At 70.8% G+C, this 26,700-nt stretch carries 26 protein-coding genes and 2 tRNA genes; 11 read left to right on the top strand and 17 right to left on the bottom strand.

Annotated features, from left to right (window positions below):
- Positions 1 to 10: 10 nt before the first annotated feature.
- Positions 11 to 1,570: a C-3',4' desaturase CrtD gene (gene crtD / locus H6G99_RS11370; RefSeq protein WP_190611587.1), complete on the bottom strand. Its 1,560-nt coding sequence runs from the start codon at positions 1,568 to 1,570 to the stop codon at positions 11 to 13.
- Between the two features lie 472 nt (positions 1,571 to 2,042).
- On the opposite strand from crtD, the gene H6G99_RS11375 reads away from it, so the two are divergent.
- Both H6G99_RS11375 and H6G99_RS11380 read left to right on the top strand, forming a co-directional pair.
- Positions 2,043 to 2,678 carry a hypothetical protein gene (locus H6G99_RS11375; RefSeq protein WP_190611588.1) on the top strand — a complete coding sequence of 212 codons (636 nt, stop codon included), beginning with the start codon at positions 2,043 to 2,045 and terminating at the stop codon, positions 2,676 to 2,678.
- Between the two features lie 101 nt (positions 2,679 to 2,779).
- Complete coding sequence (locus H6G99_RS11380) at positions 2,780 to 3,721, top strand: fructosamine kinase family protein (RefSeq protein WP_190611589.1); 942 nt, start codon at positions 2,780 to 2,782, stop codon at positions 3,719 to 3,721.
- A gap of 52 nt (positions 3,722 to 3,773) precedes the next feature.
- Here H6G99_RS11380 and H6G99_RS11385 read toward each other — a convergent pair whose 3' ends face one another.
- Positions 3,774 to 4,148, bottom strand: coding sequence for a CAAD domain-containing protein (locus H6G99_RS11385; protein ID WP_190611590.1), 375 nt, complete (start codon positions 4,146 to 4,148; stop codon positions 3,774 to 3,776).
- A 43-nt stretch (positions 4,149 to 4,191) separates the two neighbouring features.
- Here H6G99_RS11385 and H6G99_RS11390 point away from each other — a divergent pair, with 43 nt between their 5' ends.
- The 3 genes from H6G99_RS11390 (at position 4,192) to H6G99_RS11400 (ending at position 6,644) form a co-directional block, all read left to right on the top strand.
- Positions 4,192 to 4,659: a M67 family metallopeptidase gene (locus tag H6G99_RS11390; protein WP_353617234.1), complete on the top strand. Its 468-nt coding sequence runs from the start codon at positions 4,192 to 4,194 to the stop codon at positions 4,657 to 4,659.
- 22 nt (positions 4,660 to 4,681) lie between these two features.
- Positions 4,682 to 5,851, top strand: coding sequence for a molybdopterin-synthase adenylyltransferase MoeB (gene moeB, locus H6G99_RS11395; protein WP_190611591.1), 1,170 nt, complete (start codon positions 4,682 to 4,684; stop codon positions 5,849 to 5,851).
- A 121-nt stretch (positions 5,852 to 5,972) separates the two neighbouring features.
- Positions 5,973 to 6,644, top strand: a complete 672-nt coding sequence (locus tag H6G99_RS11400) for an ion channel (protein ID WP_190611592.1) — start codon at positions 5,973 to 5,975, stop codon at positions 6,642 to 6,644.
- A gap of 24 nt (positions 6,645 to 6,668) precedes the next feature.
- Here the strand turns inward: H6G99_RS11400 and H6G99_RS11405 are convergent, their stop codons facing one another.
- Positions 6,669 to 7,832 (bottom strand): cob(I)yrinic acid a,c-diamide adenosyltransferase, encoded by a 1,164-nt coding sequence (locus tag H6G99_RS11405; RefSeq protein ID WP_190611593.1) that lies wholly within the window; start codon positions 7,830 to 7,832, stop codon positions 6,669 to 6,671.
- Positions 7,833 to 7,903: 71 nt separating this feature from the next.
- On the opposite strand from H6G99_RS11405, the gene larE reads away from it, so the two are divergent.
- Positions 7,904 to 8,773 carry an ATP-dependent sacrificial sulfur transferase LarE gene (gene larE, locus H6G99_RS11410; protein ID WP_190611594.1) on the top strand — a complete coding sequence of 290 codons (870 nt, stop codon included), beginning with the start codon at positions 7,904 to 7,906 and terminating at the stop codon, positions 8,771 to 8,773.
- Positions 8,774 to 8,834: 61 nt separating this feature from the next.
- On the opposite strand, the gene speD is transcribed toward larE, so the two are convergent.
- Together speD and recF are read right to left on the bottom strand one after the other, a co-directional pair.
- Entirely contained in the window at positions 8,835 to 9,329 is a 495-nt protein-coding gene (speD, locus tag H6G99_RS11415; RefSeq protein WP_190611595.1) for an adenosylmethionine decarboxylase, read from the bottom strand.
- 88 nt (positions 9,330 to 9,417) lie between these two features.
- Positions 9,418 to 10,509 (bottom strand): DNA replication/repair protein RecF, encoded by a 1,092-nt coding sequence (gene recF, locus H6G99_RS11420; protein ID WP_190611652.1) that lies wholly within the window; start codon positions 10,507 to 10,509, stop codon positions 9,418 to 9,420.
- A gap of 91 nt (positions 10,510 to 10,600) precedes the next feature.
- Between recF and H6G99_RS11425 the strand changes: the two genes are divergently transcribed.
- Positions 10,601 to 10,674 (top strand) — tRNA-Arg (locus tag H6G99_RS11425).
- Here H6G99_RS11425 and H6G99_RS11430 read toward each other — a convergent pair.
- From H6G99_RS11430 to H6G99_RS11465, 8 genes are all read right to left on the bottom strand, one after another.
- A complete protein-coding gene (locus tag H6G99_RS11430; protein WP_094585015.1) occupies positions 10,675 to 11,154 on the bottom strand; it encodes a GNAT family acetyltransferase in 480 nt (159 codons plus the stop codon).
- A 16-nt stretch (positions 11,155 to 11,170) separates the two neighbouring features.
- Positions 11,171 to 14,173 carry a phosphoenolpyruvate carboxylase gene (gene ppc, locus H6G99_RS11435; protein WP_094585079.1) on the bottom strand — a complete coding sequence of 1,001 codons (3,003 nt, stop codon included), beginning with the start codon at positions 14,171 to 14,173 and terminating at the stop codon, positions 11,171 to 11,173.
- A 26-nt stretch (positions 14,174 to 14,199) separates the two neighbouring features.
- The gene (gene gshA / locus H6G99_RS11440) at positions 14,200 to 15,363 is read right to left on the bottom strand and encodes a glutamate--cysteine ligase (RefSeq protein ID WP_190611596.1); all 1,164 of its coding nucleotides are present in this window, start codon (positions 15,361 to 15,363) and stop codon (positions 14,200 to 14,202) included.
- Positions 15,360 to 16,925, bottom strand: coding sequence for an anthranilate synthase component I family protein (locus tag H6G99_RS11445; RefSeq protein WP_190611597.1), 1,566 nt, complete (start codon positions 16,923 to 16,925; stop codon positions 15,360 to 15,362). The genes gshA and H6G99_RS11445 overlap by 4 nt, the downstream gene beginning before the upstream one ends.
- Positions 16,926 to 16,993: 68 nt before the next feature.
- Positions 16,994 to 17,425: a photosystem I reaction center subunit II PsaD gene (locus tag H6G99_RS11450; protein ID WP_094585018.1), complete on the bottom strand. Its 432-nt coding sequence runs from the start codon at positions 17,423 to 17,425 to the stop codon at positions 16,994 to 16,996.
- Positions 17,426 to 17,528: 103 nt separating this feature from the next.
- On the bottom strand, positions 17,529 to 18,932 hold the full coding sequence (locus tag H6G99_RS11455) for a sensor histidine kinase (RefSeq protein ID WP_190611598.1): 1,404 nt from the start codon (positions 18,930 to 18,932) through the stop codon (positions 17,529 to 17,531).
- Positions 18,923 to 20,191, bottom strand: coding sequence for a rod shape-determining protein RodA (gene rodA, locus H6G99_RS11460; RefSeq protein WP_190611599.1), 1,269 nt, complete (start codon positions 20,189 to 20,191; stop codon positions 18,923 to 18,925). The genes H6G99_RS11455 and rodA overlap by 10 nt, the downstream gene beginning before the upstream one ends.
- A 4-nt stretch (positions 20,192 to 20,195) precedes the next feature.
- Complete coding sequence (locus tag H6G99_RS11465; protein ID WP_190611600.1) at positions 20,196 to 21,302, bottom strand: Mrp/NBP35 family ATP-binding protein; 1,107 nt, start codon at positions 21,300 to 21,302, stop codon at positions 20,196 to 20,198.
- A gap of 193 nt (positions 21,303 to 21,495) precedes the next feature.
- Between H6G99_RS11465 and hemF the strand changes: the two genes are divergently transcribed.
- Positions 21,496 to 22,521: an oxygen-dependent coproporphyrinogen oxidase gene (gene hemF / locus H6G99_RS11470; protein ID WP_190611601.1), complete on the top strand. Its 1,026-nt coding sequence runs from the start codon at positions 21,496 to 21,498 to the stop codon at positions 22,519 to 22,521.
- On the opposite strand, the gene H6G99_RS11475 is transcribed toward hemF, so the two are convergent.
- Both H6G99_RS11475 and H6G99_RS11480 read right to left on the bottom strand, forming a co-directional pair.
- Positions 22,448 to 23,323, bottom strand: coding sequence for a dehydrogenase (locus H6G99_RS11475; RefSeq protein ID WP_094585023.1), 876 nt, complete (start codon positions 23,321 to 23,323; stop codon positions 22,448 to 22,450). The genes hemF and H6G99_RS11475 overlap by 74 nt on opposite strands.
- Positions 23,324 to 23,327: 4 nt before the next feature.
- Positions 23,328 to 23,879 (bottom strand): cofactor assembly of complex C subunit B, encoded by a 552-nt coding sequence (locus H6G99_RS11480; RefSeq protein ID WP_190611602.1) that lies wholly within the window; start codon positions 23,877 to 23,879, stop codon positions 23,328 to 23,330.
- 92 nt (positions 23,880 to 23,971) lie between these two features.
- Here H6G99_RS11480 and H6G99_RS11485 point away from each other — a divergent pair, with 92 nt between their 5' ends.
- Positions 23,972 to 24,637 (top strand): ribonuclease D, encoded by a 666-nt coding sequence (locus H6G99_RS11485; protein WP_094585025.1) that lies wholly within the window; start codon positions 23,972 to 23,974, stop codon positions 24,635 to 24,637.
- Between the two features lie 36 nt (positions 24,638 to 24,673).
- Here the strand turns inward: H6G99_RS11485 and H6G99_RS11490 are convergent, their stop codons facing one another.
- A complete protein-coding gene (locus H6G99_RS11490) occupies positions 24,674 to 24,931 on the bottom strand; it encodes a DUF8658 family protein (RefSeq protein WP_094585026.1) in 258 nt (85 codons plus the stop codon).
- 40 nt (positions 24,932 to 24,971) lie between these two features.
- Complete coding sequence (locus tag H6G99_RS11495; protein ID WP_190611603.1) at positions 24,972 to 26,222, bottom strand: lipid-A-disaccharide synthase-related protein; 1,251 nt, start codon at positions 26,220 to 26,222, stop codon at positions 24,972 to 24,974.
- Positions 26,223 to 26,266: 44 nt separating this feature from the next.
- On the opposite strand from H6G99_RS11495, the gene H6G99_RS11500 reads away from it, so the two are divergent.
- Positions 26,267 to 26,337 (top strand) — tRNA-Cys (locus H6G99_RS11500).
- A gap of 105 nt (positions 26,338 to 26,442) precedes the next feature.
- The gene (locus H6G99_RS11505; RefSeq protein WP_143594051.1) at positions 26,443 to 26,628 is read left to right on the top strand and encodes a hypothetical protein; all 186 of its coding nucleotides are present in this window, start codon (positions 26,443 to 26,445) and stop codon (positions 26,626 to 26,628) included.
- The last annotated feature ends 72 nt before the right edge of the window (positions 26,629 to 26,700 follow it).

Raw genomic sequence — 26,700 nt, forward strand, 5'->3', positions numbered from 1 at the left:
CTTCGGGGGGTCAGGGCCGCAGGTCCACCCCCCGCCCGGCCAGCAGCTGGCGGCAGGCCATCAGGGCCGAAAGGCTCACCCCGGCGGTCCCCTCGCCGGGGTGGATGGCATCGCCGCACAACCACAGACCCGCCAGGGGGCTGCGGCTGGCCAGGCCGAAGGGTCCGAAGCGGCTGGGGTGCTGGCCCAGGCCGCCCACGTAGCCCCAGGGCCGGCCGGTCCAGCCGGCAAAGCCCCGGGGGGTGGCCAGCTCCCCGTGCAGCCAGTCGGCGGGCCCCACCCCCAGCAGCCGCTCCAGGCCCCGCTGGATGGCGGCCATCGCCCGCTGCTTATGGGCCTGGTACTCGGCCTCGTCCCCGCCGAACCAGGGGCGGGCCGGGGTGAACACGCTGGCGATCACCGTGGCGCGCCCGGCGGGGGCCCGGCCGTCCCCCTCCTGGCTGACGGACACGAACAGGGAGCCGGGGTCAGGGGCCTCCAGCTGCAGGTGGCTGGGGCACCCAGGCGGCAGCCTCTTCCTCTCGACGGCCCCGTAGAACACCAGGGCGCCGCTGGGTTCGCTCAGGGTCTCAAGCCGCCTGCGGTAGCCGCCGGCCAGGGCCTCCCCCAGCAGGGCCGGCAGGGTCTGGGGGGGCAGGCTGACCACCACGTCCGGGGCGCTCAGGTGGAACGCCTCCCCTAGTGGTCGCCTGTCACCTGGCGGAGCCCCGCCGCGATGGCCCGTGATCCGCCAGTCGCCCCCGGGCTGCTCCGGTGGCTGCAGCCGCTCCACCCGGTGCCGCAGCCGCAGCCGGCCGCCGTGCTTGCTGAGGGCGCTCCCCAGGGCCTCGCTGAGGGCCTGCATCGACCCCTCCAGGTGCCAGAGCCCAAGCGGTTCCTGCACCATCGCCAGCACCGTGGCCCCGTAGAGGGCGGCGGTGCGATCCGCCGGTTCCTGGGAATAGAGCCTCAGCTGCAGATCCAGGAAGCGCCGCAGCCGCCCGTCGGCGGCGCAGCCGGTGAGCCGCAGCAGGTCGGCGATGGTGGCGGTGGTGAGCAGGCCGCTGGCCAGAGTCCCTGCCCCCAGGGCCCCCAGCAGCTGGGCCACATCCCACCAGGAGCGCGGCGGCAGCACCGGATCCCGCGACGCGAAGGCCCAGTTGCTCCGGTGCAGGGCATCGCAGAGGGCCCAGAAGCGTTCACTGCCTGGGAACTGGCGCAACCGTTCCTGCCGCCAGCGCTGCGGATCGCGCCAGATCGCCACCGGCTCGAGGCCATCGGCCAGGTCCACCACGCAGCCCGGATCCAGGGGCACGGCCGCCGGCGGCGCCACCCCCAGATGGCGAAACAGCCGGGCATGGATGCCGGCGGGGGCGCCGTCGCCCTCCTCCAGCCCCGCCACCTGGGTGGCCCCCACATCGAACACGTACGGACCGCGCCGGAAGGTGCCGGCGCAGCCGCCGCTCTGGTGATGGGCTTCGAGCAGCTCCACCCGCAGCCCCTGTTTCGCCAGCAGGGCCGCCGCCGTCAGGCCGGCGATGCCGGCGCCCACTACCACCGCATCGGCACTGGATCTGTCGCTGGACGTCAACCTGCCTGGATGCCTTGTTCGCCGATGCTGGCAAGGCGGATGACCTAGGCGTGGATCAGGGCGATGGGCGCGGCATCGCACCCGATGACGATGAACGGGCAGGACTGCAAATCGTGGGTGAATGCGCAGCCGCACTGCAGCACATAGGCATGGAGATTTCACCATCCACCGCCATCCTCCGGTCTGCAGGGGCTGCAGAGTCCCGGACCCGTCGCCCATGAACCACGGCGCCGCAACGGATCTGCCATGGATTTCCAGGTTGTCATCAGTGCTATAGCAGAAGACAGCGACACCCCATGGGAGTGTCCTGCTCCCCGGTGACAAGAGGGTGCAGAGACTTAAGGGAAACGGTGATAGCTTGAAATTTGCCTATAGCTATCTCTTGATACTCCAGGGTCCGATCACCATGAAACATGTCCGTGCACCCCTCTCCTTTCTGAGAGGAATGTCGACCCTTGATGCCCCCGTGAGGATGTGGGTCGGTGCCGCCGTCGTCTCCACCATCGCCACCGCTTTCACCCTGGTACCAGCCCAGGCGGCCACCTCAACCACCTGCGCAGCTCTGCTGGGAAATCCTTCTATCTCACTGACGACCGGAGACAAGATCGTTTCCAACATCATCTGTTCTGGTGACGTGACCGGCAGCAGTGATGTACTGATCAACTTTGGTGTGAATGGGCCGATCTATGAGTTCAGCTCGGATATCATCAGGGGTGGAACAGGGCCGAATACAGCTGGTGGCATCAGCTACACGATTGCCATCACCTCCGACCAAGCGTTCAATTCCGTGGCCTTGACGGCCGCTGGGATCAACTTCGCGGCCTCCAAGCAGATTTACGCTGGCGGCGATCTCCTGGCCACCCTCGGCGTTGGAGAGGTGACCACTTTCGCGGCCAATCAATTTCTTACCACCCTCAATATCGTCGATTCCTGGTCGGTCGGCTCCGGCGAGTTCGCTACCCTTGAGGACATCAACAACCTTTACACCCAGAAGCCCGGTCGAGGCCCGTCCGAGGTCCCCGGACCGCTGCCCATCCTTGGCGTCGGTGCTGCCTATGGAATGAGTCGGAAACTGCGCGCCCGTCTTCGAGGGGCCTTCCCTTCCTGAAGCTGCTGGCTGGATCCAGCGCACACCAGGCAGCAGCTGGGGCGACCGGACCGCCTGAGGCCCGGATCAGGCAGCCTCGTAGCGACCCCGCCGAGGCGACGATGCCCTCACCCGCCACCCTTATCCCCTGGCTGGCCGAGCAGCTCGGCGTTGAGCCGGTCGGCTGGAGCGCGGTGGGTGGCGGCTGCATCCACAGCGCCTGGCGACTGGATCTGGCCGATGGCCGCAGGCTGTTCGCCAAGACCAACGGGGCCTCCGCCCTGCCGATCCTGGAGGCCGAGGCCGAGGGTCTGCGGGGCCTGGCGGCGGCGGCGGGCGAGGAGGGCCCACGGGTCCCTGTCCCCCTGGCCTGCGGGGTGGCGGGATCGTCGGCCGTGCTGGTGCTCCCCTGGCTCGACCTGGCGCGCGGCCGTTCTGCGGCTCATGAGCCGCAGTGGCGCCGCCTGGGTGCAGCGCTGGCGGCTCTGCACCGCCAGAGCCTGACCCGCACCTGCGTGGTGGGGGATCGGGCCGGGGAGGCCTTCGGCTGGCCCCGGGACAATGTCATCGGCTCCTTCCCGCAGCGCAACGGCTGGGAGGCGGACTGGGGCCGGTTCTTCGTGGAACGGCGGCTGGCCCCCCAGCTGGAGCACCTGGCCAGCAGCGGCCACCCCCTGCGGCGGGCCGCCGCGCTGCTGGAGCGCGCCGGCCAGTGGCTGGGGGCACACCGTCCGGAGCCCTGCCTGGTGCACGGTGATCTCTGGAGCGGCAATGCCGCCGTCACCAGCGAGGGCCAGGGGGTGATCTTCGATCCGGCGGTCCACCGGGGCGACAGGGAGGTGGACCTCGCCATGGCGCGGCTGTTCGGGGGCTTCCCCGAGGCGTTCTTCGAGGGGTACCAGGAGACCTGGCCCCTGCCCTCAGGGCACCGCCCGCGACGCGAGCTCTACAACCTGTACCACCTGCTCAACCACGCCAACCTGTTCGGCGGCAGCTACGTGGGACAAAGCGAGGCCTGCCTGGACTCCTTACTGGAGCGCGGCGAGGGCCAGGGGTGGGGCTGAGAAAGGACACGGGGACGTCGCGACGCCCCCGGAGTTGCTGACGCTCAGGTGCTCAGCTGAGGTATTCCTTGCGGAGCGACTGGAGCTTCGCCATCACGGCGGAGCGCTTCTCACCGGTGGTGAGGTTCTTCCAGCTCCAGCTGCCGACCACCACGAGGCCAAGCAGTTCGAGCAGGCCCGGGACGATCGGCAGCAGGTTGATGGTGTCGAGCACGCCTTTGATCAGGATCTGGGCCACGATCACGGCCAGAAGCACGCCGGAGGCCTTGCCGATCCGACCCACCTGGCTCCAGTCGACCTTGTCGAGGGTTTCGTTGACCTTGCCGATCACTTCGCTGTAGCGCTCGCTGAAATCCACCTCGGGGGCGCCGCTGGTGGTGCTGTCGTCCTGCATGGTCTCCTTCACTTCGGTCGTGCTGTCGATCATGGAAGGAGAGGTCTCCTGACGGAATGATGCATAACGTACCGGTGTGACCCCAGAGACGCCAGAGGAGCTAGGCCTCGGTCGGCAGGCGCTGACGGTGCTGGAGGCCGTCCTGCTGGCGGCCGCCCCCGAGGAGGGCTGTGCCCTGCTGCTGGGTCGCCGCGACCCCTGGCGCGTCGAGCAGGCCTGGCCCTGCCTCAACGTCTGGGAGCCACCGCCGGAGCGCCGCCGCCGCTTCGCCCTCGATCCCCGCGAGCAGCTGCAGGCGCAGAAATGGGCCCGGGCCCGGGGGCTGACGGTCCTTGGCTCGGCCCACAGCCACCCGCTCTCGGCGCCGGTGCCCTCGGCGCTGGATCGCTCCCTCGCCTTCGCCCCCACCCTGATGCTGATCCTGGGGCAGGCCGATGGCCCCGCCGCGTCGGCAGCCGCTGGGGACGGGCCGTGGTCCCTGGCCTGCTGGTGGTTGCCGGAGCAGGGCAGCCCCCGGCCGCTGGCGTGGAGAATGGACGGTTAGTGCGTCGTGGATCTCCACCGCCATGCTTCCTCCCGACACCAGCGCCGTCCAGCTCAGTCCCGATGAGGTGGTGCGCTTCTCCCGCCACCTGATCCTGCCGGAGATCGGCATGGAGGGGCAGAAGCGGCTCAAGGCGGCCTCGGTGCTGTGCGTCGGCACCGGCGGTCTCGGCTCTCCCCTGCTCCTCTATCTGGCCGCCGCCGGCGTCGGTCGCCTGGGCATCGTCGACTTCGACGTGGTGGACCACAGCAACCTGCAGCGCCAGGTGATCCACGGCACCAGCTGGGTGGGCAAGCCCAAGATCGAATCCGCCAAAGCCCGGATCCACGAGATCAACCCCCACTGCCAGGTGGATCTCTACGAAACGGCGCTCACCAGTGAGAACGCCCTCGAGATCATCGCCGGCTACGACATCGTCTGCGACGGCACCGACAACTTCCCCACCCGCTACCTGGTCAACGACGCCTGCGTGCTGCTGGACAAGCCGAACGTCTACGGCTCCATCTTCCGCTTCGAGGGCCAGGCCACGGTGTTCAACTACCAGGGCGGGCCCAACTACCGGGATCTGTTCCCCGAACCGCCGCCGCCGGGCATGGTGCCCTCCTGTGCCGAAGGCGGCGTGGTGGGGGTGCTGCCCGGAATCATCGGCGTGATCCAGGCCACCGAGGCCGTCAAGCTGATCACCGGCATCGGCACCAGCCTCAGCGGCCGCCTGCTGCTCTTCGATGCCCTCAAGATGAGCTTCCGGGAGCTGAAGCTGCGCCCCAACCCGGAGCGTTCCGTGATCGACAAGCTGATCGATTACCAGGAGTTCTGCGGCGTGGGTGGCTCGGCCCCCGGCCAGGAGGAGGCGGGCAGCGTGGCCACCATCAGCGTGGGCGAACTCAAGACGCTGCTCGATGGCCCCCAGGACGACCTGCTGCTGCTTGATGTCCGCAATCCCCCCGAGGCGGAGATCGCGGTGATCCCCGGCGCCGTGCTGGTGCCCCTCGATCGCATCGAGAGCGGCGAGGCGATCGAAGAGGTGAGGCGGCTGGTGAGCGGCAAGCGCCTCTACGTCCACTGCAAGCTGGGCGGCCGCTCCGCCAAGGCCCTGATCGCCCTCGGACGCCACGGCATCGACGGGGTGAACGTGCAGGGCGGCATCGACGCCTGGAGCCAGGAGGTGGATCCTGACGTTCCGCGTTACTGATCCCCTCTCCCCCGCCAGGCAGCGGTGGCTGGAGCGCCGTCGCGCCGAAGCCCGGCGCCTGATCGCCCTCGAGAAGCGCTTCCTGCCGCTCCTGCTCTCGGCCCTGCTGCCGATCCTCGTGATGCCGCTCACGGCCACGCGGGGCTGGCCGGGCCAGGTCCTTCTGGCCCTGGTCTTCAATCTGTTGATCCTGCAGTCGATCCTCACCCTGCCGGTGATCGCCGGGGTGAGCTACGCCAGGCTGCGCCAGGAGATCTTCCGGGGGATCGGGGTGGTGGGGGGCGCCGGACTCTGGTTGCCGGTGCTCACCGGGACCTGGCACGGCGGTCTGTTCCGGGCCGTGGAAATGGTGCTGCTGAGTCTCTTTTTCCTGGCCACCTCCATGCGGCTGGTGCGCCTGCTGGCCCGGGTGCCACGGGTGAACGTGCAGGTGATGGCCGGCGCCGCGGCGGGTTACCTGCATCTGGGTCTCACCGGCGGTGTGCTGGCCACCGCCACCCAGGTGCTCGTCCCCGGCAGTTTCAGCCTCGGCGCGGCCGCCAGCCACCAGGTGCTGCTCGATCGGCTCACCTACTTCAGCTTTGTCACGATCGCCGGCGTCGGCTATGGCGACGTGCTGCCGGCCAATGCGGTGGGGGAGCGCTTCGTCATCCTGCTCAGCGTCGCCAGCACCCTGTACGTGGCCCTGCTGGTGGGCCTGCTGCTGGGTCGGTTCATCGCCTCGGAGGAGGTGGAGATGCTCGAGGAGGACGAACTGGTCCTTGACCGGGTCGATGGGCCCGGGACCCCCTGATCCGCTGTCCCTCGACCGGCCGCTTCAGTAGTCGACGCCGCGCTTGAGGTCGACGCCCCGCTCGGCGTAGTGCTTGTGGCACACCATTTCCGAGTGGACGCTGGCCAGATCGAAGTAGGCCGGCCGGCTCTTGCAGCGCCCCGTGATGATCACCTCGGTCTCGGTGGGCTTGCGCAGCAGGGTCTGGACGATCGGCTCCACCGGCAGCAGCTCCAGATCCACGGTGGGGTTGAGCTCGTCGAGGATCACGGTCTTGTAGAGGCCGCTGGCGATGGCGGCCCGGGCGATCTCCCAGGCCCGTTCCGCCTCCACATAGTCGATCGGCTGCTGCTGGCCGCGCCAGACGATGGCGTCGCGGCCCGAGCGCAGGTGATCCACCAGATGGGGGTAGCTCTCGCGCAGGGCGGCGATGGCCGCGTCCTCGGTGTAGCCCGCCCCGCCCTTGAGCCACTGCAGGATCAGCACCCGGTGGCTCTTGTCCTGGCTGATGCCCCGGCCGATGGCCTGCAGCCCCTTGCCCAGGGCGCTGGTGGATTTCCCCTTGCCTTCGCCGGTGTAGATCTCCAGGCCCTCCAGACCCTGCTGGGGGCCGCTGTGGGCCCGCATCTCCGAGTGCAGATCGGCCAGCTGCACCAGCTGGCGTGGGGCGCCCCGGCCGGTGCAGATCATCTCCATGCCCGCCGGCTTGGTGGCCAGGGTCCGCACCACCTCATCGGTGTCGAGCAGGCCCAGGTCGAGCACGGGGTTGAGTTCATCGAGCACCACCACCGAATAGAGGTTGCTGGCGATCGCCCCCTTGGCGATGTCCCAGCCCCGCTGGGCTTCCTGATGGTCGAAACGGGTGGCCTCCGCGGCACTGAAGTAGTCCCCCCGGCCGGTGCGCACCTGGTCGATCAGGTGGGGAAAGCCCTGCTGCAGGGCCTCGATGGCGCTGTCTTCGTCGTAGGCGCGGCCGGGGCCCTTGAGGAACCGCAGCAGCAGCACCCGGGTGCGCTTCTGCTCGCAGATGCCCAGCCCGATGGTGCGCAGCACCACCCCCAGGGCGGCCTGGCTCTTGCCCTTGCCTTCCCCGTCGTAGACGTGCAGCTGGCCGTGGGCCCGCTCATCGCTGCCGGCGGCGGTGCGGATGCCGATGCCCCGTCCGGTGCCGCGCTGCGGGGTCTGGGTGCTGCGGGCGGCGGGGGTCATCGGCGGGCGGTGGGGCGCATCGGCGGGGGGATCTGGTCCGGATGCTACCGAGCCTTGCCAGGATCTACGCCATGCCTGCCACCCGTCGCCTCAGCCTGCTGGAAGCCCTGCCGGCCCCGCTGGAGCGGGGACTGGAGTCCCTCTGCCACCAGCTCGACGCCTTCCCCCAGGTGGTGGTGGCCTACTCCGGCGGTGTCGACAGCGCCCTGGTGGCCGCCCTGGCCGGCGACTGTCTGGGGGAGCGGGCCCTGGCGGTCACCGGCGTCTCGCCGGCCCTGGCCCCCCACCTGCGCCGGGAGGCCAGCGACCAGGCCCGCTGGCTGGGCCTGCGCCACCGGGAGGTGGCCACCGCGGAACTGGCCGACCCCGCCTACGCCAGCAACCCCCAGGACCGCTGCTACGCCTGCAAGCGGGAGCTGCACCGGCTGCTGGCCCCCATCGCCGCCGCCGCCGAGGGGGCCCAGGTGCTCGATGGCGTCAACCTCGACGACCTGGGCGACCACCGGCCCGGAATCCAGGCCGCCCGGGAGTTCGGTGTGCGCTCCCCCCTGGCCGAGGCCGGCATCGACAAGGCGGGGGTGCGCCAGCTCTCCCGTGCCTTGGGCCTGCCCTGGTGGGACAAACCGGCCCAGCCCTGTCTCGCCTCCCGTTTCCCCTACGGCGAACCGATCGACGCCCCCCGGCTGGCCCGGGTGGCCGCCGCCGAGGACTGGTTGCGACGGCACGGATTCCCCGAGCTGCGGGTGCGCAGCCAGGGGGAGACGGCCCGCATCGAGATCCCCGCGGCCGGGTTGCCGGCGGCGCTGGAGCGTCTGGCCCATGGAGAGCTTCGCCCCGAGCTGGTGGGGGCGTTCAGGGACATGGGGTTCACCGCCGTGGCCCTCGACCTGGAGGGGCTGGTCAGCGGCAAGCTCAACCGCGCCCTGGCGCCGGAGCAGTGATGGACGCAGAAAATGTGCCGGGGAGGGTGTCCCCGGCAGTTGGTGGTGGATTCACCGGCGCTCAGGCGCTGGCGAGGTGGGGCTCCCTCTGGCTGTCGATCAGGGCCTCGGGCGTCTCGCGCCGGAAGCTGGTGAGCTTGTGGCGGCCGGCCCCCAGCTCCTCCCACAGGACCTGGCAGGCCCTCTCCGGCATGGTGTGGTCACCGCAGGTGAACACGTCCACGGCCGCATAGCCCGACTCAGGCCAGGTGTGGATGGAGATGTGGGACTCCGCCAGCAACGCCAGGCCCGTGACGCCCTGGGGTTCGAAGCGGTGGGTGATCAGGTTGAGCAGGGTGGCACCAGCGCGTCTGGCTGCTGTCGTGATGGTGTCCCTGAGGAAAGCTTCGTCGTCGAGCCTTGCGCAATCGCAGTCGTAGAGCTCGAGGATGCAGTGTTTCCCTACCGCGTCGGTGGTGTCGCCAGGGGCGGAGACGGGGCTTGCAATGGCGTGGGTGGGGGAGGCGGCGGGCTTCCATCCCGGGTTGGGATGCAGGCTGGAAAGGGTCTGGTTCATCGAATCCGGTCAAACAGGTCTCACCATACGCGCCGGAGCGCGGAACTGAGGTTCGCCAGGCTGCCTGCGGCAGCAGGGAGTTCGGGCCTCAGGCCACCAGCGCTCCGCTGCGCAGTTCCACCACCTGGCTGCGGGCCCGCCAGCCCGTGCTGAAGGCCTCCAGGTGGGTGGCGCTGACCAGACACTGGTGGCCGTCCCCCACCGCCTCCAGCAGCAGCTGCTGGCGCCCCGGGTCGAGTTCGGCCAGCACGTCGTCGAGCAGCAGCAGCGGCGGCTGACCCACCACCTTGCCCACCAGCTCCAGCTCCCCCAGCTTCAGGGCCAGCACCAGGGTGCGCTGCTGGCCGGCGGAGCCGTAGCGCCGGGCGGCCTGGCCGCCGATCAGCAGGGCCACCTCGTCCCGGTGGGGACCCACCTGGCACTGGCCCAGCCGCTCCTCCTGGGGCCGCTGCTGGCGCAGCTGCTCCTCCAGGGCCTGGCGCCAGGGGCCCTCCTCGTCGCTGGCCTCGGCCAGCACGGTGCCGCTGATGTAGTCGAGCTGGAGCGGTTCGCCGGCCCCGCCGATGCGCTGCTGCCAGGCCGCCGCCAGCGGCTCAAGGCGCCGCAGGGCCCGCTGGCGGCGGCGGTGCAGGCGGGCCCCGACCAGGGCCATCTGGGCATCGAAGGCCTCCAGCAGCTCCGGCTGTTGGCCGGCGCCCAGGCCGCGGCGCAGCAGCTGGCTGCGCTGCCGCAGCAGCCGCCCGTAGCGGCTCAGCAGGGCGCCGTAGACCGGCTCCAGCTGCAGCACCACCCGGTCCAGCCACTGGCGCCGCAGGGCCGGCTCGCCCCGCACCAGATCCAGGTCGAGGGCGCTGAAGCCGACGCAGCGCAGGGGGCCGATCAGGTCCAGCTGCCGCTCCAGCCGCTTGCCGTTGCGGAACGCCTGGCGTCCGCCGCTGCGCCGCAGCTCCAGCTGCAGGCTGTCGGCTTCATCGGTGAGGGCCCCCAGCCGGCTGAAGGGGTGACCGTGGCCGATCAGATCCCGGTCGACGCTGCAGCGGTGCGAGCGCAGGCTGGTGAGCAGTTCCACCCCCTCCAGCAGATTCGACTTGCCCTGGCCGTTGCTGCCGATGACGAGCAGACGGGGCGCCTCCAGTGTCAGCTGCAGGCCGTCGATGTTGCGGAAGTGCCGGAGGTCCAGGCGGTGCAGCCGGATGGTTCTGGGGCGGTCAGCCGCTAAGGTACCGCCATCGGAGGCCAAGGTTCCCCAGGGGGCCGGAAGCGCCGTGGCAGGGCATGTAGCTCAGTTGGATAGAGCGTCAGATTCCGGTTCTGAATGTCGGGGGTTCGAGTCCCTCCATGCTCGTCAGCCCAGCCCCTCCTCTCGTCCGCTCCGCAGGTCGAGACCCATGGCCCGGATCCCTCCGGGGTCGACCACGAACCCGGCACGGGTGAGGGCCGTCACCGCTTCGGGCGGGGCGGACAGGGAGATGCTGCAACCGCTCAGTTCCCGCCGCAGGCGGGCCAGGGCGGCCTGAACCAGGGCGCCGATCACCTCATCCCGGCAGGGGTCGCCCGGATCGGCCACCAGGTCCCAGAGGTTGGCATTGAGGGCCTGGTCACTGGTGGCGCGCACGAAGCCCACCAGCTGGCCGCCGGGGTTGAGCACCACCAGATGCCAGGTGCTGCGGGCCAGTACCCGTTCCCATCGGTCCGGGCTGCGGGGGGCATCCCCGCAGGCCACCAGCAGGCGGTTGAGGCAGGCCGGATCGGGGTCGTGCTGTTGCAGCAGGGCGTAGCCCTCCCGCAGGCGGGGAGTCGGGGGCTGGCTGCGGAAAGGGATCAACAGAGAGTCCAGGGAATCAGCCCGTGTTGCGCATGCCGGCGGCGATGCCGTTGATGGTGAGCAGGGCGCCGCGCAGCAGCTCGCTGCGGCTGTAGGTGCGGCCGTCGCCGCCTGCCGGCCCGTCGCCGGGCCCCTCGCTCATCGGCGGCTGCCGTTTCTGCTCCCGCAGCCGGCGCAGCAGCGCCACCTGCAGGTAGCCCAGGGGGATGATCGTGCGGTTGCGCAGGTCGACCGAGAGCTGCAGGGCCGGGTCGCCGTCGAGGAGCCGGCTGTGGTTGCTGATGCGCAGCACCAGGGAGTGGGTGAGGGCGAACTCACTGGCGATCGCCTCGAAGATCTGGGCGAACACCTCCTTGTTCTGGGGACGCCCCAGGGAGGTGACGTAATGGCCCGCCAGCTCCAGGTCGACCTTGGAGAGGGTCATCTCCACCTTGGAGATCAGCATGCGGAAGAACGGCCAGCGCTGGTAGAGCAGCTGCAGCAGCTCCATCTGCTCGCCGTCGGCATCCAGCTCGGCCTGCAGGGCCGTGCCCACCCCGTACCAGCTGGGCAGCAGGAAGCGGCTCTGGGTCCAGCCGAACACCCACGGGATGGCCCGCAGGCTGGAGAGATCCTTGGCGCCGCTCTTGCGCCGGGCCGGCCGGCTGGAGATCTGCAGCTTGCTGATCTCCTCGATCGGTGTGACCTGCTGGAAGAAGGCCACCAGGTCGGGGTTGTCGTGCACCAGGGCCCGGTAGTGGTCGCGGGAGCGGGCCGCCAGCCGCTCCATCAGCACGTTCCAGGTGGGGGTGTCGTCCACCGGGGTGCTGACCATGCTGTTCTGGAGCACGGCGGTGGTGACCGTTTCCAGGTTGTAGAGGGCCAGTTCCGGCAGGGAGTACTTGGAGGCCAGCACTTCCCCCTGCTCGGTGATCTTGATGCGTCCCTTCAGGGTGCCGCTGGGCTGGGCCAGGATCGCCTGGTAGGCGGGGCCGCCGCCCCGGCCCACCGAACCGCCGCGGCCATGGAAGATGCGCAGGGCGACGTCGTGGGCATCGGCCAGCGACTGCAGGGCGATCTGGGCCCGGTGGATCTCCCAGTTGCTGGAGAGGAAGCCGGAATCCTTGTTGCTGTCGGAGTAGCCCAGCATCACCTCCTGGAGGGGCTGCTCGCCGTCGCTGTTGCTGATCAGCAGCTGGCGATAGAAGGGGTCGGCGAACAGCCGCCCCATCACGGCCGGGGCCCCCTGAAGGTCTTCGACCGTCTCGAACAGGGGGATCACCAGCAGGGCCGATTTCTGGGCCATCGGATCCACCAGCCCCGCCTCCTTGGCCAGGAGCACCACCTCCAGCAGGTCCGACACCGTGTGACTCATGGAGATCACGTAGGTGCGGCAGATGCGCCGGCCGAACTCCTGCTGCAGCCGCTGCAGCATCCGGAACACGGCGAAGGTCTCGGCGGTGGGGGCGCTCCAGCGGGCCGCCGGCGGCAGCAGGGGCCGGCGGGTCTTGAGTTCGCTCAGCAGCCATTCCACCCGCTGCTCCTCGTCCATCTCCCCGTAGGGCACCGGCAGCAGCAGGTAGCGGCTGAGCTCGTCGATGGCGTCGCTGTGGCGGGTGCTCTCCTGGCGGATGTCGAGGCTGGCCAGGGAGAAGGCGAAGATGTGCACCTGGCTGAGCAGGTCCTGCAGCGCTTCGCAGCTCAGGCCGGTGGCATCGAGGCTCTCCTTGATCAGCTCCAGGTCGGTGCGGAATTCCTCCACCGAGGCGTAATGCAGTTCCTGGGGGGGGGCCGGCTCCATCAGGCTGCTCAGTCCGGCCTCGTAGCCGGAAGAGCCGTCGCATGGGGATTCCCAGCCCGCCTCGGCCAGCTGCTGGTTGCGCTGCTGGGTGAGCCGCAGGCGCTCGAGGGTGTAGCTCAGCTTGAGCCGGTAGGGCTCGAGCCGGTAGCGGGCGGCGCGCTCCTCGTAGATCTCCGGGAAGCGCAGCCGGTCCATCTCCAGGGATTCCAGCAGGGCGGGGCTCACCTGGCTCCACTGCATCGAGATGCTGAGCTGGTCGCGCAGGACCGACACCGCCTGGATGTAGCGGGCCAGCATCAGCTGCCGCTGGAAGCAGGCCGTGCGCCAGGTGACGTCGGGGGTGACCGAGGGGTTGCCGTCCCGGTCGGAGCCCACCCAGGAGCCGAAGGTGCAGAAGGCGTCCTTGGGGGGCTGCACGTCGGGGTAGCTGGCGGCCAGGGCGGCGCGGATGCGCTGGCGCAGCTGGGGCAGGGCGTCGAAGAGCACCTGCTGGAAGTAGTGGAGGGCGTAGTCGACCTCGTCGATCACCGACGGCTTGAACTGGTGCAGCTCATCGGTGCGCCACCACAGCCGGATCTCCTCCTCCAGCTGCTGGCGCAGCCGGTCGTTGTCGTCCGGGTTGCCCTGGCCGTTCACCTGCAGCTTCTGGATCAGGGCCGCCACCCGCCGCTGCTTGTGGCGCACGGTGTGGCGCACGATCTCGGTGGGGTGGGCCGTGAACACCAGCCGGATGTCCAGTTCCCGCAGCAGGCCCTCCAGCTGTCCCGGCGGCACGTTCAGGGCCCGCAGGCGCTCGAACAGCTGGCGGAAGGTGGCCGGATCGCTCTGGCTGGCCAGGGGCGGCAGGAAGGGATCGTTGCTGGCGGGGGCGGGGGCCCGCTTGATGCTTTCGAGGTAGCTGTCCTCCTCGATGTGCTGCTCGAGGATGTTGACCAGCTGGAAGTAGAGGGAGAAGGCCCGGGCCGCGGCGATCCCCTCCGCCAGGTCCATGGCCTTGATCAGCGCCACGATGCCGTCGGTGTCGACGGCGGAGCTGGCCTCAGGGTCGAGGCCCGGCGCCACCGGACCACTCAGTTCCTTGAGCCGCAGCAGGCGTTCCACCTGCTCTGGCGGGCATTCGCTGCGCAGCACCGTCTGCCAGAGATCCTCCACCAGTTCCAGCCGCTCGGTGAGCAGTCGGATCACCCCGGGTGAGGCCTCGGCGGGAACGACCGAAGGCTCGGTCAGGTGGAGCCGCATGGGGGCGGTGGGCGCGGGGGTGCTGTTCATGATCCTCCAGGAACCTCGGCTGCTTCTGTCGCCAGCCATGCGTCCAGCGCCTTCTCCCGGGACGCAAGCGCCACGGCCTCGCTGCCGATGATCGCACCGATGCTTTCGCCCCGCCCATGGCGCGCCAGCCATCGCATCGCCTGGTTGCCGCCGGCGAGGAGGTCGTGGAGGGGCGCCAGCCAGCGCGTCAGCCCCAGCTCCGCCGCCAGCGGCGCCATCGCCTCCAGCTCGGTGGCGATCCAGTCGCGGGCCTCCAGCGTTTCCCCGGTGCGCCAGTGCACCAGGCGGGCCTGGAGGCTGGTGCGGGCCGCCGCCCGGTCGTTGGCATCGGCGATCGCCTCCAGTTCAGCGGCCCCGAACCGGCTGGCGGCCAGGGGATCCTGGCCCAAGGGATCCCGCAGCAGCTGCTGCAGGCGCAGTTCGGTGAAGGCGGTGACCGCCAGCAGCAGCAGCGGATCGTCGATCAGGTCGCAGATGCGGATCTCCAGGCGGTTGAGGCCATGGGGCCGGTCGTCGCCGTTGGGCCGCACCGATGTCCAGAGGTGACGCACGTTGCGCATCGCCCCGGCGGCCAGCTGCTCCTCCATCCAGTCGATGTAGTGGCCGTGGTCCCGGAACAGGGGCACCAGGGGGGGCGTGATCGGAAACTGCAGCCAGCGCTGGGAGTGGGCCCCGGTGACCTCTCCGTCGAGGAAGGGGGAGCTGGCGCTGAGGGCGAGCAGCAGGGAGGCTTCGCAGCGCAGCAGGCGCAGGCCCGCGAACAGGGCGTCCATGTCCGTCAGGCCCAGGTTGATGTGGACGCTGGCGGTCACCACCCGGGTGCCGTAGGTGGCCTCGATGTAGGCGTGGTAAGGGTTCTCGGGGTCGGAGCGCTCGAAGCTGCGGCTGTCCCCCAGGCTCAGGGTGCTGCCCGGCAGCAGGGTGAGCCCACGGGGCTCCAGCCAGCGGCGCAGGCGACGGCGCGGTTCCAGCAGCAGCTCCAGCTGGGCGGTGTAGGAGGCCTCCGGCGGGGTGACGTACTCGAGGTTGCGGTGGTCCGGCTCGGTCATGAACCCCGCCAGTGCGGCGGCCGCTTCGGCGGAGCAGCCCACCACCGTGCCGTCGGCCCGACCGGTGTACATCTCGACTTCGAAGCCCTTCAGCAGCAGGGGAGCGCTCATGGCGTCGCGTCGGCCCCGTCGGCCACGGCCGGCTCCAGGCAGGCCAGGGCCTTGAGCATGCCGCGCGCCTTGTTGCGGGTTTCCTGGTACTCCGCTTCCGGGCGGGAGTCGGCCACGATCCCGGCACCGGCCTGCACCTGCACCCGCCAGCCGCCCTTGGGGTGGGGCAGCACCACCATGGTGCGGATCGTGATGGCCGTGTTGAGGGCTCCGGCCAGATCCACCGCTCCGTAGACGCCCGAGTAGGGCCCGCGGGCATCCGGCTCGAGGGCATGGATGAGCTGCATGGCGCGGATCTTGGGGGCTCCGCTCACGGTGCCCGCCGGGAAAGACGCCATCAGCAGGTCCCAGATGTCGTGATCCTCGGTCAGCAGCCCCTCCACCTCGCTGACGATGTGCATCACGTGGGAGTACTTCTCGATCACCATCAGTTCGGTGACCTGCACCGTGCCGGCCCGGCAGACCCGGCCCAGGTCGTTGCGGCCCAGGTCGACCAGCATCACGTGCTCCGCCCGCTCCTTCGGATCGGCCAGCAGCTCCTCGGCCAGGGCCGCATCCTGGGCGTCATCGGCGCCACGGGGCCGGGTGCCGGCGATGGGCCGCAGGGAGGCCTTCACCCCTTCGGCGCAGGGCTCCGCCTTCACCATCACCTCGGGACTGGAGCCGATCAGGTGCCAGTCGCCGAAGTTGAAGAACGCCATGTAAGGCGAGGGGTTGACCATCCGCAGGCTGCGGTAGAGATCGAAGGGGTCGTGGGTCACCCGGGCCTCGAACCGCTGGCTCAGCACCAGCTGGAACACGTCGCCGGCGGCGATGTGCTCGGCCGCGGCCGCCACAGCGCCCTGAAACTCCTCCTGGCCCCGGTTGCTGCGGGTGGCCAGCTCGGCGCCGCTCGCCTCGTGCCAGGCCAGCGGCTTGACGTGGGCCGGCAACGGGGCGTGCATGCGGGCCTCAAGGGCCTCGATGCGGGCCGCCGCCCGGTCGTAGGCCTCACCGGGATCGGCCCCTGCGGAGAGGTCCACGTAGGCCACCGCCGTGATCTGGCGCTTCACCTGGTCAAACACCAGCAGGCTGTCGGCCAGCATCCAGCAGCCGTCCGGCGGGGCCCCGTCCGGGGCGTCGTGGACCGGCACGCTGGGCTCGATCCAGCGGATCAGCTCGTAGCCCCAGAAGCCGAACAGCTGGGCCACCGCCGGCAGGCCCTCCACCGGGCCGGGGCGCAGGGGGGCCAGAGCCTCCCGCAGCAGGCTGAAGGGGCTGCCCTGGAGCTGTTCGCTGCGGCCATCGCGCCAGCGCCTCTCGCCCCGGTCACCGCGGCAGGTGAGGGTCCAGAGCGGGTCGGTGACGACGAAGCTCCAGCGGCCCAGCTGCTCGCCCCCCTCCACCGATTCCAGCAGCACCCCATGGCTGCCGCCCGCCCCCACCTTCAGCCAGGTGGTCAGGGGGGTCTCCAGGTCGGCGGGCCAGCGCTTCCAGAGGGGCAGGAGATTGACGGCCAAGTCAGCGCCTGCCTCCCCACCGGCGATCCGGGCGAGGAAGGCGCTGCGATCAGAACCGGGCATCACGGCGACAGGCAGGCAAAAAAAACGGGGCTCTCGGCCCCGCCGTTATAGGTGCTGGCCGGCCAGGCTCAGGCCTCGTGGGTGGCCTTGCCGCTGAACTTGAGGCTGGCGGGGTTGGGGTTGGCGCCGATGCTGCGGGGGGTGTGGCCCACCATGGCGCGGCCTTCGTTGACCTTCTCGGGGAAGACGCCGTCCTTGGGGTGCAGGAATTCGGTGTCGCCGCCCGGGTAGATCCGGTAGATCTTGTAGTCCTCGATCCGGGGCTTGAACTTGGTGCGCAGCTGGGTGCCGAGGGCCAGGCACTGCTCCTTGCGGGCGAAGTACATGAGGTTCTCGCCTGCGTTCATTTCAGCGGCGCCACCGGTGGGCAGCTCAAACACCTGGGCCTTGCTGCTGCTCCAGGTGATGGCGTACTTCTCCTCGGTTTCGGCGGAGTTCAGCAAGCCACCAGTGCTGCCGATGTACTTCGGGAGTTGACCGTTGAGGGCCGTTTCAGGCATGGCTTGAAGACCGTTTCAGGCGGAAGCTAGCACCGTGGTTTTGGGCATCCGAGTACCCCCGGCGGACTCTTCACACCCGTCAACAAACCTGGCTGTCGCCGCCTCAGCCGCCGCGCTCGGCGGCCGGGAAGAACACGGTCAGGTTGCTGCCGCCCCGCTCGGTGAGCCGGCCCCCCAGCCGGTGGAAGAGCCGCTGGGTGGCCTGGCGGCTGAGCTGCAGGCTGCCGGTCTCCGGGTTCCAGCTCAGCACTGGACCCACCGGCATCGGCACGGCCGCCGCCAGCCCATCCGCCTCACGGCTCTCGGGATCGTCGCTGCTGAGCTGGAGCTTCAGCCGCGAGCCCGCCGGCAGCAGCCGCAGCCGCACTTCACTGCCGCTGGGCAGGCTGCGGCTGAACCGGTCCATCAGGCCGCCGAGCATGGTCTCCAGCCGGCTGGGATCGCTCATCACCGGCGGCAGGTCTGGGGCGATCTCGAGCACCAGCCGCAGGTCGCGGCGCCCAAGCTGGCGTTGCCAGAGCTCCTCCAGCTGGACCAGCAGCCGGCTGAGGTCCGTGCGGGCCAGTTCGCTGTCGCTCAGGGGCTGGCCGCTGCCGGGCTGGCGCTGCAGTTCCGCCGCCAGGAAGATGAGGCCGAAGCGGTCGATCTGTTCGCTGCACTCGCCGTCGATCTGCTCCAGCCGCTGTCGCACCACCGCCGGCAGGTCGGTGCGGCGCAGCAGGGAGCGGATCAGGGTGCGGATCGTGGCCAGCGGGGTGCGCACCTCGTGGGTGAGGGCTTCGAGCAGGGCCAGTTCGCTGCTGACGGCGTCGCCGCCCTCGCTGCGTTTCTCGCCGTGCACGAGCGGCTGCAGGGTGACGCTGGGGGCCATGGCGGCCAGACGCTGGGCCAGCAGGGGCCAGAAGCGGGTGCCCAGATCGGGATCGTTGCCGAGCGGGCCCAGCAGCTGCAGGCGGCGGCGCAGCCCCAGGCCCGCGGCCGGATCGTCCTGGGCCAGGCGGCGATCGAGCAGTTCCAGGGCGGCCGAGAGGACCGGGGCGTCGAAGCGCACCACCAGTCGGCGCTCCTGCGGGGGGCCGTCCAGGGCCAGGGCCACCTGCAGCACCGGGGTGATCAGCACCAGCAGCGGATCGGTGCCGTCGTCCTCCCGCAGGCTGAGGCGCTGGAAGCCCCCCGGCCGGCCCGCCGTTCCCCTGGGAGGCGTGCCGTGGGCGGCCGGCAGGGGCGCCATCCCCGGCAGCAGCGGCAACCCCGGGGGCATCAGGTTGCCCACCTCGGCGGGCGTCCAGACCCAGCCGTCGAGCCACTCCAGCAGGGCAGGTTCGTAGAGGGCCGGCAGGGGGGCCGCCAGCCACACCCCAGGCTGGGGAGGGAAGGCCCCGAGCAGGTCCGCCTGCACCGTGGCCAGGGCGGCCCACCACTGGCGCCGCACGCTGTCCTCATCCCCCCGCCCGGCCGGGACCCCGGCCGCCAGCAGGCGGCGCAGGTCCCCCAGGCTCACCACCATCGCCGCAGGCTGCGGCTGCGCCGGGCCACGGAGGCGCAGAGCCCGAGGCTGATGCAGTTGACGAGCATGGCCGAACGGCCGTAGCTGAGGAAGGGCAGCGGAATGCCGGTGATGGGTCCGAGGCCGATGGTCATATTGATGTTCACCACCACCTGGAACATCAGCATGGCGCCGATGCCCACCACCACGAGGGATTCGTAGTCGCTGGAAGCCCTCCCTGCGATCTGCAGCAGGCGCCAGATCAGCACCACGAAGCCCACCACCACCAGCATCGAGCCGATGAAGCCGGTTTCCTCCCCCAGGGCGCTGAAGATGAAATCGGTGTGCTGCTCGGGAATGAAGCGCAGCTTGGTGAGGGAGCCGTTCATCAGGCCGGTGCCCCACAGCTGGCCGGAGCCGATCCCGACCTTGCTCTGCAGCAGGTGGTAACCGCCGCCGAGGGGATCCTGGGCCGGATCGAGGAACAGGGTGAGCCGGGCCCGCTGGTGGGGCCGCAGGCCGTGCTCCCACAGCCAGGGGGTCCCCACGGCGAACAGTCCCTGGACAGCCAGCACCAGGGCCAGCCCGATCCTTTTCCAGGGCAGGGAGCGCCAGGCCACCCAGCCCATCAGGGGGATCCAGCCCAGCAGCAGCCAGGGCAGGGTGCCGGCCATGATCGCGGTGAACAGGGGCGAGAGCAGCAGCAGCAGCCAGGTGGCGGGCATGCCCGACCAGAACAGCATCACCAGCAGCACCGCACCGAAGACCAGCGACGTCCCCAGATCCGGCTGCACGAACACCAGCAGCCACGGCACGCTGATCATCCCCACAGGTCGGAGCAGATCGATCGGCCGCTCCACCGGGTACTTGGAGAGCACCCCCGCCAGCAGCAGGATCGCCGACACCTTGGCGAACTCCGAGGGCTGGACGTAGAAGCCGCCGATGTTGATCCAGCTCTGGGCCCCGAGGGCACTGACCCCGATCACCCGCACCGCGATCAGGCTCACCACCATCAGGATGTAGATCGGCCACTGGAACCGGGCGATGCGGTCCAGGGGCACCCGGGCCAGCAGCAGGGCGATGACCAGGCCCACCGCCGCGGTGATCCAGTGCTGGTACCAGTCGGTGGTGGCCTGCTGGCGCTGGGTGCTGGCGATCAGGGCCCCCGCCAGCAGGGTGAGGGCGATGGGGATGCCCCAGAGGAGGGGGTCGAAGCCGGGGCCCCGCCGTTTCGGCCCCTTGGCGGCGAACCCACCGCGCCGGGGGCTGAGGACCGCCATGGCTTCAGGCGAGGGCCGGGCTGAGGGCGCAGCCGGCACTCAGCCGTTCGGCCAGCTCGCTGAAGGCGCGGCCGCTGGCCGAGCCCGGTGCCGACAGCACCACCGGCAGGCCCCGCTCCCCGCCCTCGAGCACGGGCATCTCCATGGGCAGCTGGGCCAGCAGGGGCACGCCCGCCTCGTCGGCCAGTCGCTGGCCGCCACCGCTGCCGAACAGGGCGTAGCGGCGATCGGGCAGATCGGGGGGGATGAAGGCGGTCATGTTCTCCACCACCCCGAGCACCGGCACGCCCATCTGCAGGAACATCGCCAGGCCGCGGCGGGCATCCTGCAGCGACACCAGCTGGGGGGTGGTGACGATCACCGCGCCGGCCATGGGCACGGCCTGGGCGAGGGTGAGCTGGGCGTCGCCGGTGCCGGGGGGAAGATCCACCACCAGCACGTCCCGTTCGCCCCAGTTCACCTGATAAAGGAACTGGCGGATGATTCCGTTCAACATCGGCCCGCGCCAGACCACCGGCTGGTTCTCCTGGATCAGCAGGCCCATCGACACCATGACGATGCCGCAGGTCTCGATCGGCTCCAGGACCTGGTCGTTGCCGCTGCCCGACACCTGGGGGCTGCGGTCGGCCACGCCCAGCATGGTGGGAGCATTGGGCCCGTAGATGTCGGCATCGAGCAGGCCCACCCGCAGGCCGGAGGCGGCCAGGGCGCAGGCCAGGTTCACCGCCACCGTGCTCTTGCCCACGCCCCCCTTGCCGCTGCTGACGGCGATCACTTGGCGCACGCCGGGGATGCCCTGCCGTTCCGGCAGCTGGGCCCCGCCGGGGCCGTGGCCGGCGGCGCCGATCGGGCCCGAGGAGGGGGCGGCGGCGGGCTGGGCCAGTTCGATCTGCACGTCGTTGATGCCCTCCACGGCCAGCAGGGCGCTGCGGGCTTCGGCGGCGATGCGCTCCCGCTGGCTGTTGGCGAAACCGGGCAGGGCGAGGCGGAACACGGCCCGGCTGCCCTGATGCCGCAGGTCGCTGATCCAGCCCAGCTCCAGCAGGCTGCGGCCACTGCCGGCGTCGCGGAGTGGCTGCAGGGCCTCGAGGAGGGTGTCGGCGCTGGCCATTCGGCGGCGTCAGGGTCGGGTTGGACGGCGATCCTAGGGGCGGCCCCCCGGGCCGGTCGGGCCGGCCGCGGGCTCCTGCGGTGGCCCTGCGGCCCCTTCCCGAGCCCGTGACAGACGCTCTCGAACCCTTGTGGGACCCCCCGACGGGCTGAAAAGGTGTGCGGATGTTCCGCGTCCGCCGCGCTGCCGTTCCATGGAGATGCCACCTGCCGATTCCCGCAGCCGCGCCAAGGCCCTGCTGATGGGCCTGCAGGACTCGATCTGCGCGGGTCTCGCCAGCCTCGATGGCGGGGCCGACTTCGAGGAGCAGAGCTGGGAGCGACCCGAGGGCGGCGGCGGCCGCTCCCGGGTGATGAAGGACGGCCGCGTCTTCGAGCAGGGCGGCGTCAACTTCTCCGAGGTGGAGGGCGAGCGCCTGCCCCCCTCGATCCTGTCCCAGCGTCCTGAGGCGGAGGGTCACCGCTGGTTTGCCACCGGCACCTCGATGGTGCTGCACCCCCGCAACCCCTACGTGCCCACGGTGCACCTCAACTACCGCTACTTCGAGGCGGGGCCGGTGTGGTGGTTCGGCGGCGGCGCCGACCTCACCCCCTACTACCCCTTCCTGGAGGATGCCCGCCACTTCCACCGCACCCTCAAGGGGGCCTGCGACGGGGTGGATCCGGCCTACTACAAGGTGTTCAAGCCCTGGTGCGACGAATACTTCTTCCTCAAGCACCGGGGCGAGACCCGCGGCGTGGGCGGCATCTTCTACGACTACCAGGACCCCGGCGGCGTGCTCTACAAGGGCGGTGACCCCGAGGGGCCGGCGGCGGCGGCCAGCGCGGCCGTCGGGCCGCTCCACCAGAACTGGGAGCAGCTGTTCGCCCTGGCCTCGGCCTGCGGCAACGCCTTCCTGCCGAGCTACGTGCCGATCGTGGAGCGCCGCCATGGGCTGGACTGGGGCGAAGTGGAGCGCCAGTTCCAGCTGTACCGCCGCGGCCGCTACGTGGAGTTCAACCTGGTCTTCGACCGGGGCACGATCTTCGGCCTCCAGACCAACGGACGCACCGAGTCGATCCTGATGTCGCTGCCGCCCCTGGTGCGCTGGGAGTACGGCTACACCGCTGCCGAAGGCAGCCGCGAGGCCCTGCTGACCGAACTGTTCACTCGTCCGCAGAACTGGCTTGAAGACCCTTCCCTGGAGGAGCGCTGCCTACCCCACCAGGCGGTGGGCTGAGGGGCATGGCGGTGGCCGGGCTGCGGCCCAGGCCCACCTCCAGGGCGGTCACGATCCGCTCGGCGATGGCCATCACCGTGGCGGAACGGGTGGCGGGGTTGCGCAGCGAGCGCTCCAGCTGGCCCTCCAGCTTGCCCACCTCCAGCAGGGCGATGCCGCGCCTCGGTCCCCCGAGGCCGCCGCGGAAGGCCATGGGGAAACCGCCGAAGGCCACGGCCAGGCTTTCGTCCAGCGAGCCGAAGGGGCGATGCAGGGGCGGGATCAGCCCCGACCCGATGCCGTCGGGTCCCCAGGCATCGAAGTGGATCTCCAGGGCATAGCCGCCGCTGGCGGCGTGCTGGCGGCCCACGCTCCAGTTGGTGCTGGGGTGGTTGCCGTCCGGGATCGTGCGGAAAGGTGGGCGGTAGGAGCTGATGCGCAGCCCCCGCTGCTGGCCCAGGGTCACCACGGCCTCCGCGACGACCATGTTCCAGTAGAGCTCGTCGCTGATGCCGGGGTACATCGGCGGCGCCCCGGCGGCCACGGCGGCGCCGCTGGTGCCGGCGCCGTTCATCCCCTGGGAATCGGCATGGCCGGCCAGCACCAGGATGGGGGTGTCCGGATCGACGGGGCGGGTTCCGATCCAGTCCCGGCCCAGGCGGCTGCGGGGACCGGTGATCGGATCGAGGCTGGCCAGCGCCGGTGCCTGGATCGGGCTGGCCGGCACGGCCGCTTCGGCGCCATGGGCCAGCGGTGTGAGGGGGCCGAGGCTGCCGATCAGCAGGGCAGGCCCCAGCAGCCAGGTCGGACGACGGGAACCCATGGGCTCAGATCGGCGAGGAGAGCAGGGAGCCGTCGCTGGCCAGCTGGAGCCCGGGGCCCAGTTCCCGCTCGATGGCGATCAGTTCGTCCCGGTGGGCGCGCAGGCGCAGGGTGCTGCCGCCGTCGCTGTCGCCGCTGATCAGGCGCATCTCCAGGCTTTCGGGCCGGGCGGCCCGGCGCCGGTAGACCACCCCGGCCAGGGGCCCCACCAGGGCCAGCAGCAGGGGCCACCAGCCGAGGGAGGGCAGCACCTGGCGCAGCACCAGGCCCAGGCAGGCGGCCCCGACGCTGCCCAGCAGCGAGAGCAGCAGGGCGAGGGGCAGGCTGGAGCGCACCTGGCCGCGGAACCGCAGCAGCTGGCGCTCGGGATCGCCGGCCTCGGTCTGCCAGCCCCGGGCGGTGAGCCAGTCGGAGAGGCCCTCGAGCACCTGCACCGGCGGCTGGGGGGAGTGCACGTCCACCACCGTGGTGCGGTCCTTGCTGGCGGCCCTCAGAAAGAAGACCAGGCCGATGGCCATCAGCAGGGTGAGCAGGAGGGTGGAACCCAGGGTGGGCATGGCGGCGAAGCCTTTCGGGCCCGCATTCTGGCCCGGCCGGCCCGGTCGGCGGCCGCCGTGGGCGACGATGGCCGCCTCCCCCCTGTTCCCCCATGGCCCAGACCCCTTCCAGCGGCAGTGCCAGCCCCGGTCCGCCGGCCCGTTTCGCCGTCTTCGACCACGACCTCGACGCCGCCTGGGCGGAGCTGTTCGGCAAGGCCCGGGCCCTGGCGATCGACACCGAGGCCATGGGGCTGATCCATGGGCGGGACCGCCTCTGTCTGGTCCAGATCTGCGACGACGACGACAACGTCTGCTGCATCCGCGTGGCCCGGGGACAGACCGAGGCGCCGCGGCTGAAGGCCCTGTGCGAGAACCCGGCCATCGAGAAGGTGTTCCACTTCGCCCGCTTCGATGTGGCGGCGCTGGCGGAGAACCTCGGCATCGCCGTGGACCCCGTCTTCTGCACCAAGGTGGCCAGCCGCCTGGCCCGCACCTACGCCCCGCGCCATGGCCTCAAGGACGTGGTCAACGAGCTGGTGGGGGTGGAGCTCGACAAGCAGGCCCAGAGTTCCGACTGGGGCCGGGTGGAGGAGCTCAGCGACACCCAGCTGGCCTATGCCGCCGGTGACGTGCGCTGGCTGCTGGCCGCCCGGGACAGGCTGGAGGTGATGCTGCGCCGCGAGGAGCGCTGGGAGCTGGCTCGCCGCTGCTTCGCCTGCGTGCCCGTCTTCTCCGCCCTCGACCGGCAGCGGTTCAACCAGGTGTTCGAGCACTGAGCCCGGACGCGCTGGGCGGCCCGTCTGTGGTGGCGCTCAGTCCTCGATCATGAACAGGTCGTCTTCCCCGACCGAGCGCAGCTGGCCGTCGAACAGCTGACCCCGGTCGAGGCCGCTGGCCCTGGTTTCCTCCAGCAGGCGTTCTGCCAGGGCCAGCTTGCCGGCCGTGTCCCGGAGCCCTTCCTTGGCCGCCAGGATCTCCACCCGCCGGCGGGCCGCCGCCAGGCTGATGCCCAGCTGGGTGGCCAGATGACCGCAGGCGGCGTTGAAGCTGCGGTCGGGGATGCCGGGCATCGGTGCGGAGGACAAAGGGGCGGTCGGCCCCATCATCCCCCTACCCCGGCAGCAGCCGCTCCCGGATCAGGGCCGCCAGCCGGGCACTGCCGCCGGCCGGTCCCATGCGGCGCCGGCCGATGCGGCCCAGCCGGGCCCGCTCCCCATCGTCGGCCAGCAGGGCGAGCAGCCGGTGGCGCAGCTCGGCTGGGCCATGGCAGGGCTGCACCGCTCCCCCCAGGAGCCGGCTCTGGCGGCGGGCGAAGCCGGCCTTGAACTGGGGCCCTGGCCCCGGCAGCGACAGGGCCGGCACCCCCAGCCCCACCAGCTGTTCGGTGGCGGTGCCGGCGGTGGCCAGCCCCAGCTCCGCCAGCGGCGCCCAGGCCGCGAACCGGCCCGGACCCACCAGCAGCTCGAGGGGGCCGCGCCGCCAGAGGGCCGTGGCCCCGGAGCCCTCCGGCGGTGTGCCGGGGACGAAGCCCGCCGCCGTCAGGGGGGCGGCCAGTTCGGCGGCGTCGGGACGGGAGCCGGTGGCCAGCAGCACGCTGATCGGGGGGGACCCCTCGGCCGGCGGCAGGGCCGCCAGCAGGCCGCGCAGGTTGCCGAGGGCTTCGGGCAGACGGCTGCCGGGCAGCAGCAGCAGGCGGCGCCGTCCCTGCAGCCAGGGGGGCAGCGGCGGGGCGGGGGCGAAGCCATCCATCATCGGATTGCCCGGGGCGACGGCCCGCACCCCGTGGCGCCGCAGCCCCCGGGCGGTGAGGCGATCCCGCACCGCCACCAGCCGGCAGCGGCGCCGGCCCATCAGGGCCCATTCCCAGGGATCCCATTCGCTGCCCTTGGCCCGGTGGTAGCCATCGGCCAGGGGGGAGCGGCCCCAACCGGAAGGAGGCGGTGAGGCCCAGGTGTGGTCGCTCTTCGGGGTGCCGAGGAAGCCGTAGGGGCCGCCCCCGGCCCAGGCCAACAGCAGGGGCAGCAGGTCGCCCACCGCCAGGATCGGCAGACCCTGCCGGCCCCAGCGCCGCACGATCCGCCACTGGTGCCAGCTGAGCAGCGGCAGCCCGGCCGCCAGGTCCTGCAGCAGCCCCGTCAGGCTCTGGTTGCTGAAGCCGCCGCTGGGCAGCGGCTGCCGCGGGCCCACCCGCCGCAGCTCCCCGGCCGCCTCGGCGCCGGCGTAGGCCTGGCCGACCCCCACCAGCGGCAGCACGTCGACCTCCAGCCCGGGGGCCTGCTGCCTGAGGGCCTCGATCAGCCGCAGGGCGATCAGATCCTCCCCATGGCCGTTGCTCAGAACCAGCAGACGGGGGGAGGACATGCCATGGCTGATACGATCCGCTGCGGGGAGTTTGCTCCCCGGCAGGCGGCATGGCCAAGTGGTAAGGCAGAGGATTGCAAATCCTTTATCCCCAGTTCGAATCTGGGTGCCGCCTCTGCAACAACCGGGAGTCTCCTGGCCGCTCCCCAGTGCGTGGGCGGCCGGCACGGTGACCGCCCATGGGTGGCAGACTGCACCGGACACGCCGATGAGGACTGCGGTGGCAGCCAATTCCCCGGAAGAGCCGGATCCGTTCGTGGCTCTGCTCAGCGAGGAATGTCTGGAGATGCTTGAAAAGATCCAGGCCTATCGCGAAAGAATTCAGCTTCCCTCCACACCCAGAGCGATTCTGGAGGATGCCATCATCGAGTATTACACCGCACTCAAAAGAGTCGGTAACTGGTGAACGGATGTTGGTGATCGGCCCGCCGTCATCCAGGTCCCACCGCCGTCATCAACCTGACTGATTCTCAGCCCG

The sequence above is a fragment of the Synechococcus sp. FACHB-909 genome, from assembly GCF_014698945.1.
GTDB lineage: Bacteria > Cyanobacteriota > Cyanobacteriia > PCC-6307 > Cyanobiaceae > Cyanobium.

Excerpts from the sequence above, each read along its gene's own strand:
- H6G99_RS11375 (WP_190611588.1), top strand. The coding sequence starts at position 2,043 with ATGTGGGTCGGTGCCGCCGTCGTCTCCACCATCGCCACCGCTTTCACC.
- H6G99_RS11380 (WP_190611589.1), top strand. The coding sequence starts at position 2,780 with ATGCCCTCACCCGCCACCCTTATCCCCTGGCTGGCCGAGCAGCTCGGC.
- H6G99_RS11385 (WP_190611590.1), bottom strand. The coding sequence starts at position 4,148 with ATGATCGACAGCACGACCGAAGTGAAGGAGACCATGCAGGACGACAGC.
- moeB (WP_190611591.1), top strand. The coding sequence starts at position 4,682 with ATGCTTCCTCCCGACACCAGCGCCGTCCAGCTCAGTCCCGATGAGGTG.
- H6G99_RS11400 (WP_190611592.1), top strand. The coding sequence starts at position 5,973 with ATGCCGCTCACGGCCACGCGGGGCTGGCCGGGCCAGGTCCTTCTGGCC.
- H6G99_RS11405 (WP_190611593.1), bottom strand. The coding sequence starts at position 7,832 with ATGACCCCCGCCGCCCGCAGCACCCAGACCCCGCAGCGCGGCACCGGA.
- larE (WP_190611594.1), top strand. The coding sequence starts at position 7,904 with ATGCCTGCCACCCGTCGCCTCAGCCTGCTGGAAGCCCTGCCGGCCCCG.
- speD (WP_190611595.1), bottom strand. The coding sequence starts at position 9,329 with ATGAACCAGACCCTTTCCAGCCTGCATCCCAACCCGGGATGGAAGCCC.
- ppc (WP_094585079.1), bottom strand. The coding sequence starts at position 14,173 with ATGCGGCTCCACCTGACCGAGCCTTCGGTCGTTCCCGCCGAGGCCTCA.
- gshA (WP_190611596.1), bottom strand. The coding sequence starts at position 15,363 with ATGAGCGCTCCCCTGCTGCTGAAGGGCTTCGAAGTCGAGATGTACACC.
- H6G99_RS11445 (WP_190611597.1), bottom strand. The coding sequence starts at position 16,925 with ATGCCCGGTTCTGATCGCAGCGCCTTCCTCGCCCGGATCGCCGGTGGG.
- H6G99_RS11450 (WP_094585018.1), bottom strand. The coding sequence starts at position 17,425 with ATGCCTGAAACGGCCCTCAACGGTCAACTCCCGAAGTACATCGGCAGC.
- H6G99_RS11455 (WP_190611598.1), bottom strand. The coding sequence starts at position 18,932 with ATGGTGGTGAGCCTGGGGGACCTGCGCCGCCTGCTGGCGGCCGGGGTC.
- rodA (WP_190611599.1), bottom strand. The coding sequence starts at position 20,191 with ATGGCGGTCCTCAGCCCCCGGCGCGGTGGGTTCGCCGCCAAGGGGCCG.
- H6G99_RS11465 (WP_190611600.1), bottom strand. The coding sequence starts at position 21,302 with ATGGCCAGCGCCGACACCCTCCTCGAGGCCCTGCAGCCACTCCGCGAC.
- hemF (WP_190611601.1), top strand. The coding sequence starts at position 21,496 with ATGGAGATGCCACCTGCCGATTCCCGCAGCCGCGCCAAGGCCCTGCTG.
- H6G99_RS11475 (WP_094585023.1), bottom strand. The coding sequence starts at position 23,323 with ATGGGTTCCCGTCGTCCGACCTGGCTGCTGGGGCCTGCCCTGCTGATC.
- H6G99_RS11480 (WP_190611602.1), bottom strand. The coding sequence starts at position 23,879 with ATGCCCACCCTGGGTTCCACCCTCCTGCTCACCCTGCTGATGGCCATC.
- H6G99_RS11485 (WP_094585025.1), top strand. The coding sequence starts at position 23,972 with ATGGCCCAGACCCCTTCCAGCGGCAGTGCCAGCCCCGGTCCGCCGGCC.
- H6G99_RS11490 (WP_094585026.1), bottom strand. The coding sequence starts at position 24,931 with ATGCCCGGCATCCCCGACCGCAGCTTCAACGCCGCCTGCGGTCATCTG.
- H6G99_RS11495 (WP_190611603.1), bottom strand. The coding sequence starts at position 26,222 with ATGTCCTCCCCCCGTCTGCTGGTTCTGAGCAACGGCCATGGGGAGGAT.